This window comes from Variovorax sp. YR752 (genome assembly GCF_943372545.1).
Window position 1 is genome coordinate 1 of the sequence record NZ_CALRZC010000011.1, and the last position, 16607, is coordinate 16607.

14 protein-coding genes are annotated in these 16607 nt (G+C 68.8%); 9 read left to right on the plus strand and 5 right to left on the minus strand.

The window, feature by feature from the left end; genetic code table 11:
* Positions 1-126: 126 nt before the first annotated feature.
* From AAG801_RS04065 to AAG801_RS04075, 3 genes are all read left to right on the plus strand, one after another.
* Positions 127-1476 (plus strand): aspartate aminotransferase family protein, encoded by a 1350-nt coding sequence (locus AAG801_RS04065; protein ID WP_341887335.1) that lies wholly within the window; start codon positions 127-129, stop codon positions 1474-1476.
* 142 nt (positions 1477-1618) lie between these two features.
* Positions 1619-2599, plus strand: a complete 981-nt coding sequence (locus AAG801_RS04070) for a TAXI family TRAP transporter solute-binding subunit (protein ID WP_341887275.1) — start codon at positions 1619-1621, stop codon at positions 2597-2599.
* Positions 2600-2690: 91 nt separating this feature from the next.
* Positions 2691-5288: a TRAP transporter permease gene (locus AAG801_RS04075; RefSeq protein ID WP_341887276.1), complete on the plus strand. Its 2598-nt coding sequence runs from the start codon at positions 2691-2693 to the stop codon at positions 5286-5288.
* 38 nt (positions 5289-5326) lie between these two features.
* Here the strand turns inward: AAG801_RS04075 and AAG801_RS04080 are convergent, their stop codons facing one another.
* Entirely contained in the window at positions 5327-6610 is a 1284-nt protein-coding gene (locus AAG801_RS04080) for an O-acetylhomoserine aminocarboxypropyltransferase/cysteine synthase family protein (RefSeq protein ID WP_341887277.1), read from the minus strand.
* 9 nt (positions 6611-6619) lie between these two features.
* Positions 6620-7081 carry a CoA-binding protein gene (locus AAG801_RS04085; RefSeq protein ID WP_341887278.1) on the minus strand — a complete coding sequence of 154 codons (462 nt, stop codon included), beginning with the start codon at positions 7079-7081 and terminating at the stop codon, positions 6620-6622.
* A gap of 150 nt (positions 7082-7231) precedes the next feature.
* Here AAG801_RS04085 and AAG801_RS04090 point away from each other — a divergent pair, with 150 nt between their 5' ends.
* Positions 7232-9046: a GGDEF domain-containing protein gene (locus tag AAG801_RS04090; RefSeq protein WP_341887279.1), complete on the plus strand. Its 1815-nt coding sequence runs from the start codon at positions 7232-7234 to the stop codon at positions 9044-9046.
* A gap of 78 nt (positions 9047-9124) precedes the next feature.
* Here the strand turns inward: AAG801_RS04090 and aceA are convergent, their stop codons facing one another.
* Entirely contained in the window at positions 9125-10414 is a 1290-nt protein-coding gene (aceA, locus tag AAG801_RS04095) for an isocitrate lyase (protein ID WP_341887336.1), read from the minus strand.
* Positions 10415-10685: 271 nt separating this feature from the next.
* Positions 10686-10865: a hypothetical protein gene (locus AAG801_RS04100; RefSeq protein WP_341887280.1), complete on the minus strand. Its 180-nt coding sequence runs from the start codon at positions 10863-10865 to the stop codon at positions 10686-10688.
* Positions 10866-10926: 61 nt separating this feature from the next.
* Between AAG801_RS04100 and speB the strand changes: the two genes are divergently transcribed.
* Positions 10927-11847, plus strand: coding sequence for an agmatinase (speB, locus tag AAG801_RS04105; protein WP_341887281.1), 921 nt, complete (start codon positions 10927-10929; stop codon positions 11845-11847).
* Positions 11848-11912: 65 nt separating this feature from the next.
* Positions 11913-12449, plus strand: coding sequence for a hemerythrin domain-containing protein (locus tag AAG801_RS04110; protein WP_341887282.1), 537 nt, complete (start codon positions 11913-11915; stop codon positions 12447-12449).
* On the opposite strand, the gene AAG801_RS04115 is transcribed toward AAG801_RS04110, so the two are convergent.
* The gene (locus AAG801_RS04115; protein ID WP_341887283.1) at positions 12421-12900 is read right to left on the minus strand and encodes an Lrp/AsnC family transcriptional regulator; all 480 of its coding nucleotides are present in this window, start codon (positions 12898-12900) and stop codon (positions 12421-12423) included. The two genes, AAG801_RS04110 and AAG801_RS04115, sit on opposite strands and share 29 nt — an antisense overlap.
* A 228-nt stretch (positions 12901-13128) precedes the next feature.
* Here AAG801_RS04115 and AAG801_RS04120 point away from each other — a divergent pair, with 228 nt between their 5' ends.
* From AAG801_RS04120 to AAG801_RS04130, 3 genes are read left to right on the plus strand one after another with little or no spacing between them, the layout of a single operon-like run.
* Complete coding sequence (locus tag AAG801_RS04120; RefSeq protein ID WP_341887337.1) at positions 13129-14424, plus strand: aspartate aminotransferase family protein; 1296 nt, start codon at positions 13129-13131, stop codon at positions 14422-14424.
* A 10-nt stretch (positions 14425-14434) separates the two neighbouring features.
* The gene (locus tag AAG801_RS04125) at positions 14435-15760 is read left to right on the plus strand and encodes an FAD-binding oxidoreductase (protein ID WP_341887284.1); all 1326 of its coding nucleotides are present in this window, start codon (positions 14435-14437) and stop codon (positions 15758-15760) included.
* Positions 15757-16545, plus strand: coding sequence for a gamma-glutamyl-gamma-aminobutyrate hydrolase family protein (locus tag AAG801_RS04130; protein WP_341887285.1), 789 nt, complete (start codon positions 15757-15759; stop codon positions 16543-16545). Before AAG801_RS04125 ends, AAG801_RS04130 begins: the two co-directional genes overlap by 4 nt.
* The last annotated feature ends 62 nt before the right edge of the window (positions 16546-16607 follow it).

The window sequence follows — 16607 nt, forward strand, 5'->3', positions numbered from 1 at the left end:
GGCCGCCGCGCGCGGCGGCGACGCGGTGCTCCAGCAGCTGCAGCGCATGCAGCAGCACCTGCAGGACACCCGCGCCTACTGGGAGCGCCCCTCCCGCAAGGAAATCCGATGACCGAAGCCTTCCACCTGCCGGACAGCCGGGTGATGCACCGGCAACTGCGCCACGGCCTGCCGGTGGCCATGGCCGGCGCCGGCGTGACCCTCACTGACGCCACCGGCAAGCGCTACATCGATGCCTCCGGCGGCGCCGCGGTGTCGTGCCTCGGGCACGGCCATCCGGAGGTGCTGGCGGCGATGCACGCGCAGATCGACCGCCTGGCCTACGCGCACACCAGCTTCTTCACCACCGAGGTGGCCGAAAGGCTCGCCGACACGCTGGTTGCCCACGCGCCGGCCGGCATCGGCCACGCCTACTTCGTCAGCGGCGGCTCCGAGGCTGTCGAGGCGGCGCTGAAGATGGCGCGCCAGTACTTCGTCGAGATCGGACAGCCGCAGCGGCAGCACTTCATCGCGCGGCGCCAGAGCTATCACGGCAACACGCTCGGCGCGCTCTCGGTCGGCGGCAACGAATGGCGGCGGCGCCAGTTCGCGCCGCTGCTGATCCCGGTGACCCATGTCTCGCCGTGCTACGAGTACCGCGACCGCGCACCCGGCGAGACGGCCGAGCAGTATGGCCGGCGCCTCGTGCGCGAACTGTTCGACGCCATCGACCAACTCGGCGGGGAGCGCGTCATCGCCTTCGTCGCCGAGACGGTGGTCGGCGCCACCGCCGGCGCACTGGCGCCGGTGCCCGGCTACCTGCGGGCGGTGCGCGAACTCTGCGACCGCCACGGCATCCTGCTCATTCTCGACGAGGTGATGTGCGGCATGGGCCGCACTGGCACGCTGCACGCCTGCGAGCAGGAAGGCGTGGTGCCCGACCTGATGACCATCGCCAAGGGCCTGGGCGGCGGCTACCAGCCGATCGGCGCCGTGCTCGCGCAGCGGCGCATCGTGCGCAGCCTCGCGCAGGGCAGCGGCCTGTTCCAGCACGGCCACACCTACATCGGCCATCCGGTGGCCTGCGCGGCGGCACTGGCGGTGCAGCAGGTCATCCAGCGCGACCACCTGCTCGAGGCGGTGCGCCGGCAGGGCCAGCAGCTCCACGATCGGCTGCGCGCCGCGTTCGGCGAGCACCCGCATGTCGGCGACATCCGCGGCCGCGGGCTGTTCTGGGCCTTGGAACTGGTCGCCGATCGTGCCGACAAGCGCCCCTTCGACCCCTCGGCAAGGCTTCATGCGGCAGTGCGCGCGCAGGCCATGGCCGAGGGGCTGATGGTCTATCCGATGGGCGGCACCATCGACGGCCGCCTCGGTGACCACGTGCTGCTGGCGCCGCCGTTCATCGTCGGCGACGACGATCTCGAACAGATCGTCGTGCGGCTGCAGCGCGCCATCGACGCCGCGATCGGCTCGGTGGCGCACGCAACTTGCTAGCCACCCGGGGCAATCCCGGTCGCACCCGGAGCGCGGTTGCGCTTATGGTTGGCCCCGAAGTCGTGCGCACGTCGCATGCACCTCGCTCCTGCCTGCCTCACGAGGGCAGGCGTTTCACACAACCCGTCCCTCGGAGGCAACGATGAAGAAGACCTCTCTCTCCCGCCTGGCCCTGGCCGCCGCCACCGCCCTGACCGTCGCCCTGCCGGCCACGCCCGCGCTGGCCCAGCAGAAGTTCATCACCATCGGCACCGGCGGCGTCACCGGCGTCTACTACGCCGCCGGCGGTGCGATCTGCCGCCTGATGAACAAGGACCGCGCCCGGCACGGCATCCGCTGCTCGGTCGAATCGACCGGCGGCTCGGTGTTCAACATCAACACCATCAAGGCCGGCGAACTCGACTTCGGCGTCACCCAGTCCGACTGGCAGTACCACGCCACCAGGGGCACCAAGGTGTTCGAGAAGGACGGTGCCGTCAAGGACCTGCGCGCGGTGTTCTCGGTGCACCCCGAGCCCTTCACCGTGCTGGCGCGCAAGGAAGCGAACATCGCCAGGTTCGAGGACCTGAAGGGCAAACGTTTCAACGTCGGCAACCCCGGCTCGGGCACGCGCGCCTCGATGGAGGAACTGCTCGGCGCGATGGGCTGGAAGCTCGGTGACTTCTCGCTCGCCTCCGAGCTGAAGGCCGACGAGCACGGCGCCGCGCTGTGCGACAACAAGATCGACGGCTTCTTCTACGGCGTCGGCCATCCCTCGGCGAACATCCAGGATCCGATCACCACCTGCGGCGCGAAGCTGGTGCCGCTGACCGGCCCGGCGGTCGACAAGCTGGTCGCGGGCGCGCCCTACTACGCCAAGGTCGACATTCCGGGCGGCCTGTACGCCGGCCATGCGAACACGACGCCGACCTACGGCGTGCTGGCCACCTTCGTGACCTCGGCCAAGGTGCCGGACGCCACGGTGTACGAACTGGTCAAGGCGGTGTTCGAGAACTTCGACGAGTTCAAGAAGCTGCATCCGGCCTTCAGCAATCTCGACCCGAAGCGCATGGTCAAGGACGGCAACTCGGCGCCGATGCACCCGGGCGCAGCCAAGTACTACAAGGAAAAGGGCTGGCTCTGAGCGCAGGCTGATCGACCCGAGAGGACGGGCCGCAGGCGCCATCGGCGCGCTGCGGCCCGATGCAATGGCGCAGCGCGCACCGGAGGCCAGCATGTTCGGCAAGAAGAAGGCGGGTCCCGCCGAGATCGACGTCAACCAGCTCGTCGCCGAGAACGACGCCGGCGGCCGCAACCCCGGCCCGCAGGTCAGCCGGCTGATCCTCGGTCTGTGCCTCGGCTGGAGCCTGTTCCAGCTGTGGATCGCCTCACCACTGCCCTTCGCACTGGGCATCGGCGTGTTCAATGACACGCAGTCGCGTGCCATCCACCTGGCCTTCGCAATCCTGCTCGCGTTCCTGGCCTACCCGGCGCTCAGCCGCTCGCCGCGGGACCGCGTGCCGCTGGCCGACTGGGTGTTCGCCATCGTCGGCGCCGCCTGCGCGAGCTACCTGTTCGTCTTCTACCGCGAGCTGTCGACGCGACCGGGTCAGCCCATCACGCAGGACCTGGTCGTCGGCGTGGTCGGCATCGTGCTGCTGCTCGAGGCGACGCGGCGCGCGCTCGGCCTGCCGATGGTGATCGTCGCGCTGGTGTTCCTCGTCTACACCTTCGCCGGGCCCTACATGCCCGACCTGATCGCGCACAAGGGCGCCTCGCTGTCGCGCGCCATGTCGCACCAGTGGCTGACCACCGAAGGCGTGTTCGGCGTCGCGCTGGGCGTGTCCAGTGGCTTCATCTTCCTGTTCGTGCTGTTCGGCTCGCTGCTCGACAAGGCCGGCGCGGGCAACTACTTCATCCAGTCGGCCTTCGCGCTGCTCGGGCACATGCGCGGCGGGCCGGCGAAGGCCGCGGTCGTCTCATCGGCGGCCACCGGCATCATCTCCGGCTCGTCGATCGCCAACGTGGTCACCACCGGCACCTTCACGATCCCGTTGATGAAGCGCGTCGGCTACCGGCCCGACCAGGCCGGTGCGGTCGAGGTCTCCAGCTCGGTGAACGGCCAGTTGATGCCGCCGGTGATGGGCGCGGCCGCGTTTCTGATGGTCGAGTACGTCGGCATTCCGTACACGCAGGTGATCAAGCACGCCTTCCTGCCGGCCATCATCTCGTACATCGCTTTGTTCTACATCGTCCACCTGGAGGCCTTGAAGTCCAACCTGGTGGGCCTGCCACGCCGCTCGCAGGCCGGTCCGCTGCAGCGCCTGCTGTCCTTCGGCCTGACCATCAGCGGCTTCGTCGTGCTCGCCGGCGCGGTCTACTACGGCATCGGCTGGATCAAGCAGGCCGCCGGCGCGACGGCGATCTGGATCATCGGTGTCGGCGTGCTGGCCTCGTACATCGGGCTGCTCTGGGTCGGCGCGCGCCAGCCTGAGCTGAAGCTCGACGACCCCGATGCACCGGTGTTCGAGCTGCCGGAGACGGCGCCGACGCTCAAGTCCGGCCTGCACTACCTGCTGTCGGTGGTCGTGCTGATCTGGTGCCTGATGATCGAGCAGATGTCGCCCGCGCTGTCGGCGTTCTGGGCGACGGTGTTCATGATCTTCGTGATGCTGACGCAGCGCCCGCTGATCGCCGCGCTGCGCGGCCGCGGCCACTATGGCGCGGCGCTGCGCCAGGGCTTCGCCGACCTGATCGGCGGCCTCGAGGCCGGTGCGCGCAACATGATCGGCATCGGCGTGGCCACCGCGGCCGCCGGAATCATCGTGGGCACCGTCTCGCTGACCGGCATCGGGCTGGTGATGACCGAGGTCGTCGAACTGCTGTCCGGCGGCAACCTGATGCTGATGCTGGTGCTGGTGGCCTTCATCAGCCTGGTGCTCGGCATGGGGCTGCCGACCACCGCCAACTACATCGTCGTCTCGACGCTGATGGCGCCGGTGGTCGTCGAGCTCGGTGCGCAAAGCGGCCTGCTCGTGCCGCTGATCGCGGTGCACCTGTTCGTTTTCTACTTCGGGCTGATGGCCGACGTGACGCCGCCGGTCGGGCTGGCCTCGTTCGCTGCGGCGGCGATCGCCCGCACCGACCCGATCAAGACCGGCGTCACGGCCTTCTTCTACAGCCTGCGCACGGCCATCCTGCCGTTCCTGTTCATCTTCAACACGCAGTTGCTGATGATCGGCGTCGACAGCACCTGGCACCTGCTGCTGACGGTGCTCAGCGCCACCGTGGCGATGCTGGTGTTCGCCGCCGCCACGCAGGGCTACTTCCTGGTGCGCTCGCGGGTCTTGGAGACGCTGGCGCTGCTGCTGGTCACCTTCACGCTGTTCCGTCCCGGCTTCTGGTGGGACATGGTGCACCCGCCCTACGAGGAGGTTCCCGCGGCGCAGTTGCTGTCGCTGGTCGAGGCGGCGCCGGCCGGGGCCAGCAAGCGCGTCTGGGTGGAAGGCACCAACCTCGACGGCGATGACGTCCGCAAGGGCGTGCTGCTGCCGCTGGGCGACGCCGGCCCGGGCCGCGAGCGGCTGCGCAGGATCGGCCTGACGATCGTGCCGCTGGGCGGCGAGATCCAGATCGCGCAGGTGCAGTTCGGCTCGCGGGCCGAGAAACTGGGCCTCGAGCAGGGCTTCAAGGTCACGACCATCGAGATGCCGTCGCCGCGCCCTGCGAAGGAGTGGATGTTCCTGCCGGCGCTGCTGCTGCTGGCGCTGGTGATGTGGCTGCAGCGCGGGCGCGCACGCGCCTCGCACGCCACGGCGGCGGCGCCCTCCTGACGTGCACTCGGCCGCTCGCACCCGCAAGCGCCTGGTCGCTATGCACTCGCGGCAGCGAGTGCCTGGTCAATGTCCCAGAGGATGTCGTCGATGTGCTCGATCCCCACCGACATGCGCACCATGTCCGGCAGCACGCCGGCGGCGATCTGCTGCGCCTCGTCGAGCTGGCGGTGCGTGGTCGAGGCCGGGTGGATGATCAGCGTGCGTGTGTCGCCGATGTTGGCGAGGTGGCTCATGAACTGCGCCGACTCGATGAACTTCACGCCGGCGGCCAGTTCACCTTTCACGCCGAACGCCAGCAGCCCCGACGCACCGCGCATCTGCCGTTGCACCAGCGCGTGCTGCGGATGCTCCGGCAGGCCGGGATAGTTGACCCAGCTCACCTTCGGGTGCGAACGCAGATGCTCGGCCACGCGCAGCGCGTTGGCGCAGTGCCGCTCCATGCGCAGGTGCAGCGTCTCGGTGCCCTGCAGGATCTGCCATGCACTCGTCGGCGACAGTGCCGCGCCGTAGACACGCAGCGTCTCCATGCGCGCTCGCATCGTGAAGCCGAAGTCGCCGAAGGTCTCGTAGAACTTCACGCCGTGGTAGCCCGGTGAGGGCTCGGTCATGCCGGGGAACTTGCCGTTGTCCCACGGGAACTTGCCGCTCTCGACGATCACGCCGGCCAGCGTGGTGCCGTGGCCGCCGAGGTACTTGGTGGCCGAGTGCACGACGATGTCGGCGCCGTGGCGGATCGGGTTGCACAGGAACGGCGAGGGCACGGTGTTGTCGATCACCAGCGGGATGCCGTGCGCATGGGCGACATCGGCCACGGCGGCGATGTCGAGCACCACCAGGCTGGGGTTGCCGAGGCTCTCGGCGAAGATGGCGCGCGTGTTCGGGCGGATCGCCGCTGCGAAGGCGTCGGGGTTCGTCGCATCGACGAAGCTCGTCTCGATGCCGAACTTCTTCAGGTTGACCGCGAGCATGGTCACCGTGCCGCCGTACAGCGCACCCGCGGCCACCACGTGGTCGCCCTGCTGCAGCAGCGTCATCAGCGCCATCGCCTCGGCGGCCATGCCGCTGGCCGAGGCCACCGCGGCGCGGCCGCCCTCCAGCGCGGCGACACGTTCCTCCAGCGCCGCCACCGTCGGGTTGGACAGGCGCGAGTAGACGTTGCCGAAGGTCTGCAGATTGAAGAGGGACGCCGCGTGCTCGGCGCTGTCGAACACGAAGCTGGTGGTCTGGTAGATCGGCAGCGCGCGGGCACCGGTGGCGGCGTCGGGAATCTGCCCGGCGTGGATGGCCAGCGTCTCGGGGCGGAAGGAATGGTCGGGCATGCCCGAACCCTACACCGGGCGTCGCGCCGAGATCACCCGGGTGTTCACCCCCGCCCAGTTCAGCCCGCCGAACAGGCGTGCATGCTCGATCTTTACGCAGCGGTCCATCACCGTGTCGAGCCCGGCCTGGCGGGCGATCGCGTCGGCCTCGAGGTTCTTCACGCCGAGTTGCTGCCACAGGCACTTCGCGCCGATGGCCACGGCCGAGCGCGCGATCGGCAGCACGTCGTCGGCCTTGCGGAACACGTCGACCATGTCGACCGGGAACGGGATCGCCTCGAGGCTGGGGTAGCAGGGTTCGCCCAGCACCTCGGCATAGCGCGGGTTGACGGGTACGACGCGGAAGCCGTGCTCCTGCATGTACTTGGCGGCGAAGTAGCTGGGCCGATGCCACTCGGCGGACAGACCCACCACCGCAACGGTGCGGCAGGTCTTCAGGATGCGACGCAGTTCGGCGATGGTGTCGGCCATGGCCGGAGACGATAACCGATCGTCTGCGCCGTGAAGAGTCCATGCCTTGCCCTGGATCGGGCTCAGGTTGGCGCGGGACCGGCCGATGATGCTCCGGTGATACGTACGCTTTGCCTTGCTGCCCTCGTCGCCCTGGGGCTGTCGTCGACCATGCCTGCCCTGGCGACCACGGTGCGCCCGGCGAGCCTGCTCGCCATCGACAACCTGATCGACGATGACCCGCGCGCGGCCATCGTCGCGGCGCGCGCGCAGCTCGTTGCCGCCGGCGGGCCGGCCGAGCGCTTCTGGGCGCTGCTCGGCCTGGCGCGCGCGCAGAACATGCTCGAGCTGTCGGCCGAGGCCGGGGAATCGCTCGCCGAGGCAGAAACGGCGCTCGTGGCCCTCGCCGCATCGACACCGGCGCACCGCGCCTGGCTGGAGAAGACCAAGCTGGAGAGCGAGTGGATGGCCCTGGAGACGCGCGATGCACGCGAGCGCATGGACCGCCTGCAGCAGACTGCGACCTCCATCGACGATGCCGAACTGGCGTGCGAACTGCAGCAGCTCGATCTCGTGTTGCTGGTCGATGTCAACACGCTCGACGAGGCCTGGCTCACCGCCGAGGCGGTGGAGCGCTGCGCCCGCGAGCTCGGGCTGCCTTCCCTCGAGTCCGGTGCCCTGCTGTCCATGGGCACCATCGCCGGCCGTGGCCAGGCGCGCACCCAGGCCGAGGCCGACCAGCATTTCGAGCGTGCACTCAAGGCCCTGGGCACCCAGCCTGCACGCATGACCCGCAGCCTCGTGCTGTGGGAGCGCGCCAACGCCATGGGCATCGCCCGGCAATGGGACGAGTCCGCCCGCTGGTTCGAGGAGGCGCGCGAACTGTCGCGCAGCATCGACGACCGTGCCGGCATTGCGGCGGCGAACACCGGCCTCGCCGAGGCGTTCAACCAGCGCAAACAGCCGGCGCGGGCGTTGCCGCTGGTGGCCGAGGCGCGCCGTCTGGTCGAAGACACCGATACCGGCTACCGCATGTTCGTGCTGGCCGAGCAGAGCATCGTGGCGCTGACCCTGCTCGGCCGCGCCGAGGTGATCGCCGAGATCGGCCGGGCGCGGCGCTGGGACACACCGGCCGTTCCCGCTGCGGCCAGGGCTCGCGTGGCACGTGCGATGGCTGCCGGCTTCGCCTCGCAGGGCCGCTTCGCTCAGGCCTATGCGGAAACGCAGCGCGCCGAGTTGCTTCACGAGGAAGGCCGCGCCTTTGCCGCCGACGTCCAGACGCTGCGCTTGCAGGCCCGCTACGCCGCCGCGCAGCGCGATGCCGAGAACACCGAGCTGCGCCACCAGGGCGAAAGGACGCGGCTGGCACTCGAGGCGGAGACGGCCAGGCAACGCTCGCTGTGGGCCGCCATTGCCACGCTGGGCCTGATGACGGCGGCGGCGCTGGCGTTCGGATGGCGCGCCTTCCTGCGCCGCCGTGCGCTCGCCGACCTGGCCCTGCGCGACGAACTGACTGGCGCCCCGAACCGCCGCGCGGTGAGGGCCTACGCGCAGGCGCAGCTCGATCAGGCCCGCCGGCTGGACGTGCCACTGACGCTGGCATTGATCGACCTCGACCACTTCAAGCGCGTCAACGACACACGGGGCCATGCCGCCGGAGACGCGGTCTTGTGTGCCCTGGCCACGGCGGCAGCGGCCGTGCTGCGCGGGCAGGACCGGCTCGGCCGCTGGGGCGGCGAAGAGTGGTTGCTGGTGATGCCGGGCACCTCGGTGGACGAAGTGCCCGCCGTCTTCGACCGACTGCGCCAGCGCTTCGCCCTCACGCCGGCCGCGGGCATCGACGGTGCGCACGGCTGCACGTTCTCGATGGGCGCGGCCGCGCTGGCACGGCACACCGACTCGCTCGACGCGCTGATCGACGACTGCGACCGGCAGCTCTACCGCGCCAAGCAGGAAGGCCGCGACCGCCTGTGCTTCGCACAGTGATCGCGGCGAGCCAATGAAGAAGGGCCTGCGGCTCGACGCCGCAGGCCCCTGTCTCCTCACACGGTGATCAGGCCTCGATCAGGCGTGCTTCTTGTCGAAGAACTGCTCGTCTTCGGTCGAGCCCTTCAGCGCGGCGGTCGAGGCCTCGCGCTCGATCGTCGTGGTCACCGCGTCGAAGTAGCCGGTGCCGACCTCGCGCTGGTGCTTCACCGCGGTGAAGCCACGCTCGGCGGCGGCGAATTCCTTCTCCTGCAGCTCGACGAAGGCGCTCATGTTGTTGCGCGCGTAGCCGTAGGCCAGGTCGAACATCGAGTAGTTCAGGCTGTGGAAGCCGGCCAGCGTGATGAACTGGAACTTGTAGCCCATCGCACCCAGCTCGCGCTGGAACTTGGCGATGGTCGCGTCGTCGAGGTTCTTCTTCCAGTTGAACGACGGCGAGCAGTTGTAGGCCAGCAGCTTGCCCGGGAACTTGGCGTGGATCGCGTCGGCGAAGGCCTTGGCGAACGCCAGGTCGGGCTTGCCGGTCTCGCACCAGATCAGGTCGGCGTACTCGGCGTAGGCCAGGCCGCGGCTGATCGACTGCTCGAGGCCGTTGCGGGTCTTGAAGAAGCCCTCGACGGTGCGCTCGCCGGTCATGAACGGCTTGTCGTTGTCGTCGACGTCGCTGGTGACCAGGTCGGCGGCTTCCGCGTCGGTGCGGGCCAGCAGGATGGTCGGCGTGCCCATCACGTCGGCCGCCAGGCGCGCGGCGACCAGCTTGGCCACCGCTTCGCGCGTCGGCACCAGCACCTTGCCACCCATGTGGCCGCACTTCTTGACGGAGGCGAGCTGGTCCTCGAAGTGCACGCCGGCAGCGCCCGCGTCGATCATCGACTTCATCAGCTCGAAGGCGTTGAGCACGCCGCCGAAGCCGGCTTCCGCGTCAGCGACGATCGGCGCGAAGAAATCGGTGTCGTTCTTGCCTTCGCTCCACTGGATCTGGTCGGCGCGCTGGAAGGTGGCGTTGATGCGCTTGACGACCTTCGGCACCGAGTCCACCGCGTACAGCGACTGGTCGGGGTACATCTCGCCGTTGCTGTTGGCGTCGCCGGCGACCTGCCAGCCCGACAGGTAGATGGCCTTCAGGCCGGCCTTGACCTGCTGCATGGCCTGGTTGCCGGTCAGCGCGCCGAGCGAGTTCACGAACGGCTCGGTGTTGATCAGCTTCCACAGCTTCTCGGCGCCGCGCTTGGCCAGCGTGTGCTCGATCTGCAGCGAGCCGCGCAGGCGCACCACGTCAGCGGCGCTGTAGCCGCGCTTGATGCCCTTCCAGCGCGGGTTCTCGGCCCAATCCTTCTCGAGGGCGGCAACTTGTTGTTCGCGGGTCAGATTCGTCATGAGGACCTCCGGGGGTGATGTGAAGACAGGGACTGAAGAACTGAATCTCTGGCCTCAAGGTTAGTCCGGCAGGACGATCATGAGAAGACTTATGTCTTATAGAAGACTAAAAATATTAGTCATTTAAATCAATGACTTGCTTTCTGTATTCCGGGATACGAAACGTCGTTCTTCACAATGAGAAAGATTGCGGCGCTGCAGCAAGCCGAGTTGCCGCAATGCGAAACGACCCTTTCTGATCGTGAAATCCCCAGGGCGCGACTCAGGTGTGCACTTCGGCGATGAAATCGCGCAGCGCCGAGGGCCGGCGATGGCCTTGCCGATCACCATCAAGTCCGGCGACAGGCGCCAGCGCACAAGCGCGAAACGGTTGGCATCGCTGGCATTGAGCGTGAGCTGCCAGCGCGGCGCGGCGCGAGTTCGAGAAGGGCTTCGTCGTCATGGGGCGGGCCGTGGCGAGCCGGCTCGTATCATCCGCCGCCAGCTTTGCCGCAGGACGCTCGATGACCGCCTTCGCCTTCCTCTCCAACAACGCCTTCCTGAAGGCGCCTCCCGCCTCCGCGGCCACGCCCTATGCCGTGGCGGGCATCGCCTGGGACGGCTCGGTGACCAACCGCCCCGGCGCCCGATTCGGCCCGCGCGCCATCCGCGAGGCCAGCCACATGCTGTGCGATGCGATCCATCCGCACTTCGACGTGAGTCCGGACGGAGGGCTCGGCGATGCGGGCGACCTGCCGCTGCCCAACACCAGCCTGGCCGCGATGCGCGAGGCGATGATGCCGATGGTCGAGCGGCTGATCCGCGCGCATCACATGGTCTGGCTCGGTGGCGACCACAGCATCACCCTGCCCCTGCTGCGCGCCTACCGCGCGCTGCACGGCCGGCCGCTGGCGGTGATCCATTTCGACGCCCACTGCGACACCTGGGAAGACCATTTCGGCGAACCCAGCGGCCATGGCACCTGGGTCTACGAGGCGATCCAGGAAGGCCTGGTGCTGCGCGAGTGCGTGACCCAGCTCGGCATCCGCTCGGCTGGCGTGCGTGAGGCGCGCGAGTACGTGCGCGACCAGGGCGGCCTGATCTTCAGCGGCCGTGACCTGCGCGGCCTGGACAACCCGGCGCAGCTCGCTCCCGTGCTCTCAGCAATCCGTGACCGGCTGTCAGCCCACGGCCAGCCGCCGGTCTACCTGAGCCTGGACATCGACTGCCTCGACCCGGCCTTCGCGCCGGGCACCGGCACCCCGGAACCGGGCGGCATGAGCACCAACCAGGTGCTCAGCGTGCTCGAAGAACTGGCTGACCTGCCTCTCGTGGGCATGGACTGCGTCGAGGTCGCACCGGCCTACGACCATGCCGAGCTGACCAGCCAGGCGGCGGCCCATTTCGTCTGGACCTACCTCTGCGGAAGACTGCGCCGCGCTTGACCTGCCGCAACTGCTGCAGCGCAGCAGATTCAAGAATGGAACCCACATCACGACGCGGAGGTTCCATGGCATCGGCTCTCAGGACTGGCGGTTCCGGCACCGACTTCAAGGCGCTCGACGCCTGCCACCAGCAGATCGCGGCGCACCTCGAGCAGCTCGACGCGCTGTGTGCCCATCTCGCCGACAAGGGCGTCGATGCGCACGCGCAGGCCGAGGCCGGCGCGATCGAGGCCTTCTTCTCCAGCACCTCGCAGGCACATCACCAGGAGGAAGAGCGCAAGGTCTTCCCGGCGCTGCTGAGTTCGGCCGACGAAGCGCTGGTCGCCACGGTGCGCATGCTGCAGCAGGACCACGGCTGGATCGAGGAGGACTGGCTGGCCATCGCGCCGCAACTGCGCGCGATCGCCGCCGGCTACAGCTGGTTCGACCCGGACGAACTGCGCCACGCCATCACGGTGTTCCTCGAGTTGTGCCGCGAACACATCCAGCTGGAGGAGACGATCATCTACCCGGAGGCCAAGGCGCTCGCCGCGAAGTTCGCGCGCCGGCGCGCCAGCCTGCCCCCGCTGGTGTTCAAAGCGGCAGCGCCGTCGTCTTCTTGACGGTGCGCAGCACCAGCATCGAGTTCGAACGGGCCACGCCGGGCAGGTGCATCAGCACCTGCGAGTGGAAGTGCTCCAGGTCCTCGGCGTCACGGTAGGCGAAGCGGATCAGGTAGTCGTTGGCGCCGGCGACGTAGAAGCAGTCGAGGATCTCCGGCGAGTCGCGCACCGCCTGCTCGAAGGCCTCGAGCAGCGGCGTGTTCATGCTGTCGAGATTGATGATCGTGTAGCTGATGCCGTGTTTGCCGACCGCCTTCGGGTTGAGCAGCGCGACGTACTGCGCGATGACGCCGGCATCCTCGAGCGCCTTGACGCGCCGCAGGCAGGCCGACGGTGACAGATGGACGCGCTGCGCCAGCTCCTGGTTGGCGATCCGGCCCTCGTGCTGGAGCACCTCCAGAATCGCCCGGTCTATCGCATCCAGTTGCACGTCAGCGGCGTTGTTTCGCATTTCCTGCGGTTTCGTTGTCGTTTGATCGAATGATATTGCAGCGGCCAGGGTGTACCCGGCGCGATTGCGCAAGCACATTGCGCCGTGGTTTCTCTAGACTCCTTCCGTGGCCGACTGCACACTTTGCGGGCCCGACACGAACGTCGCGAGGAAGCCAGAGCCATGAACAAAGCCATCGATCCTGCCGTGCTGACGTTGCGCGAAGAAGGTTCGGCCCATCCGCATTCGATGGACGCGTTCTGGATGCCGTTCACCGCGAACCGGCAGTTCAAGAAGGCCCCGCGCCTGCTCGCCAAGGCCAAGGACATGCACTTCTGGACGCCCGACGGCCGCCAGATCCTCGACGGCATCGCCGGCCTGTGGTGCGTCAACGCCGGCCACGCGCGGCCGAAGATCGTGCAGGCGATCGCCGAACAGGCGGCCGAGCTCGACTACGCGCCGCCCTTCAACATGGCGCACCCGAAGGCCTTCGAACTGGCCGAGCGCCTGGTGCAGCTGACGCCGGCCGGCCTGAACAAGGTGTTCTTCACCAACTCCGGCTCGGAGGCGGTGGACACCGCGCTGAAGATGGCCATCGCCTACCACCGCGCCCGTGGCGAAGGCACACGCACCCGGTTGATCGGCCGCGAGCGTGGTTACCACGGCGTCAACTTCGGCGGCATCTCGGTCGGCGGCATCGTCGGCAACCGCAAGCTGTTTGGCACCGGCCTGGGTGGCGTGGACCACCTGCGCCACACCCACGACCTGGCGCGCAACGCCTACTCGCGCGGCGTGCCGGAGCACGGTGCGGAGCTGGCCGACGACCTCGAGCGCATGGTGGCGTTGCACGACGCGTCGAGCATCGCCGCGGTGATCGTCGAGCCGGTGGCCGGCTCCACCGGCGTGCTGCTGCCGCCGCGTGGCTACCTCGAGCGGCTGCGCGCGATCTGCGACAAGCACGGCATCCTGCTGATCTTCGACGAGGTCATCACCGGCTTCGGCCGCCTCGGCTCGCCGTTCGCGGCGCAGCACTTCGGCGTCACGCCCGACCTGATGACGGTGGCCAAGGGCATCAGCAATGGCTGCGTGCCGATGGGCGCGGTGTTCTGCAAGCAGGCCATCCACGACGTCTTCATGACCGGGCCCGAGCACGTCATCGAGTTCACCCACGGCTACACCTACTCGGCCCACCCGCTGGCCTGCGCCGCGGCGCTGGGCACGCTGGACACCTATGCCGAGGAAGGCCTGCTGACGCGCGGGGCGCAGATGGCACCCTACTTCGAGAACGCGCTGCACTCGCTGAAGGGTTCGCGCCACGTCATCGACGTGCGCAACATCGGCCTGGTCGGCGGGGTCGAGCTCGAGTCGCTGCCCGGCCAGCCGGGCAAGCGTGCCTTCGACATCTTCCTCGCCTGCTGGGAGCGCGGCATCCTGATCCGCACCACCGGCGACACGATCGCCTTCTCGCCGCCTCTGATCATCGAGAAGCAGCACATCGACCAGCTTGTCGGCACGCTCGCCGACGTGCTGAAGACCGCGGCCTGAACGTCTCCCTATGACGCTGCTGCAGACCGACCTGCAACTCACGAAGAACTCCTACTACGCGGCCACGGCGCCACGTCGGCAGCGCTTCCCTGCGCTGCAATCGAATGTCGATGCCGACGTGGCCATCGTCGGCGCAGGCCTGGCCGGCATGTCGGCGGCGATCGAGCTGGCCGACCGCGGCTACCGCGTCGTGCTGCTCGAGGCGCGCCAGGTCGGCTGGGGGGCCTCGGGCCGCAACGGCGGCCAGGCGATCGCCGGGCTGGCCTGCGACCAGTCGGTGATCGAAGGCCAGCTCGGCCGCACCGACTCGAAGCGCGTCTGGGACATGACGCTGGAGGCGATCCGGCTGATCGGCGAGCGACGCGAGCGCTTCGCCATCGACTGCGACTGGCGCGACGGCTACCTCGGCCTGGCCGTGAACGAACGCAAGGCCCGCGAGCTGCACGCCTGGCACGAGCAGATGCAGCGCGACTACGGCTATCAGACACGCTGGATCACGCCGCAGGAGATGCCGCAGTGGATCGCCAGCCCGCGTTTTCACAGCGGCATCCATGATCCGAAGGGCGGTCACCTGCATCCCCTGAAGTACAGCCTGGGGCTGGCCGCGGCCGCCGCCTCGCTGGGCGTGCAGATCCACGAGGACTCGGCCGTCACCGAGATCCTGCCCGGCCGCGTGGTGAAGCTGCGCACCGCGCAGGGCAGCGTCAGCGCCTCGCACGTTCTGCTGGCCGGCAACGTCTACCTGCAGGGCCTGGCGCCGGTGCTGGAAAGCCGCGTGATGCCGGTCGGCACCTACATCGTCACGTCGGAAGAGATCGAACCGACGCTGGCAGCGTCGCTGGTCCCGTCCGGCTCGGCGGTCTGCGACACCAACTTCGTGCTGGACTACTTCCGACCGACGCTGGACCACCGCATGCTGTACGGTGGTCGCGTCAGCTACAGCACCGCCACGCCGATGAACCTGGCGGCCAGCATGCAGCAGCGCATGGCGCGCACCTTCCCTCAACTGGAGAACACGAAGGTCGAGTTCGCCTGGGGCGGCTTCGTCGACATCTCGATGAACCGCGCGCCGGACTTCGGCCGCCTGTCCGATCGCCTGCACGGGCTGGAGCGATCCGACTGGGCCAGCGTCTACTACCTGCAGGGCTTCTCGGGGCACGGCCTGGCACTGACCGGCCTGGCCGGCAAGCTGGTGGCCGAGGCCATCGCCGGCGATGCCGAGCGTTTCGACACCTTCGCGCGCATCCGCCATCGTTCCTTCCCCGGCGGCAAGCTGCTGCGCACGCCGGCGCTGGTGGCCGGCATGGCCTACTATCGGCTCAGAGATCTGCTGTGAGTCCGCCCGCCTCCTCCAAACCCGTGGTGCTCGTGCCGTCGTGCAATCGCACGCTCGGCCAGCATCCGTTCCACGTGGCCGGCCGCAAGTACATCGAGGCGGTGCGGCTGGCAGGCGGCCTGCCGCTGATCGTTCCGGTGGCACATATCGACGAACTCGACGAACTGCTCGACCTGGCGCATGGCGTGCTGCTCACCGGCTCGCCCTCGAACGTTCATCCACGCCACTTCGGCGAGGACGTGCGCGATCTCTCGCTGCCGCTGGACCCCGACCGCGACGACTGGACGCTGCCGATGATCCGCCGCATCGTCGAGCGCGGCATTCCGCTGTTCGCCATCTGCCGCGGCTTCCAGGAGACCAACGTCGCGCTCGGTGGCTCGCTGCACCAGGCAGTGCACGAGGTCGCCGGACAGCACGACCACCGCGGTGCCGGCGGCCGGGCGGATGCCACCGCCGAGGAGGTCTACGACTTCGCGCACCCGGTGGACATCCAGCCCGGCGGCGTGCTCGCCGGCATCTTGCCCGAGCTCCGGGTCAAGGTGAACTCCGTGCACGGCCAGGGCGTCAAGCGCCTGGCAGCCGGCCTGCGCATCGAGGCCAGGGCGCCGGACGGCCTGGTCGAAGCCTTCTCGGTCGACCAGGCGCCGGGCTTCAACCTGTGCGTGCAATGGCATCCGGAGTGGCGAGCCGCCTCGAACCCGGTGTCGGTACGCTTGTTGCGTGCCTTCGGTGACGCATGCCGTGCCTACCGCGATCGCCCTCGGGCTCCTCAGCCACCGCGCTGACGCCACTTCCTGGCGCACCCGCGCCCTGCCGCCATCGCGGCGACCCTTACGCGCAGCAAGTC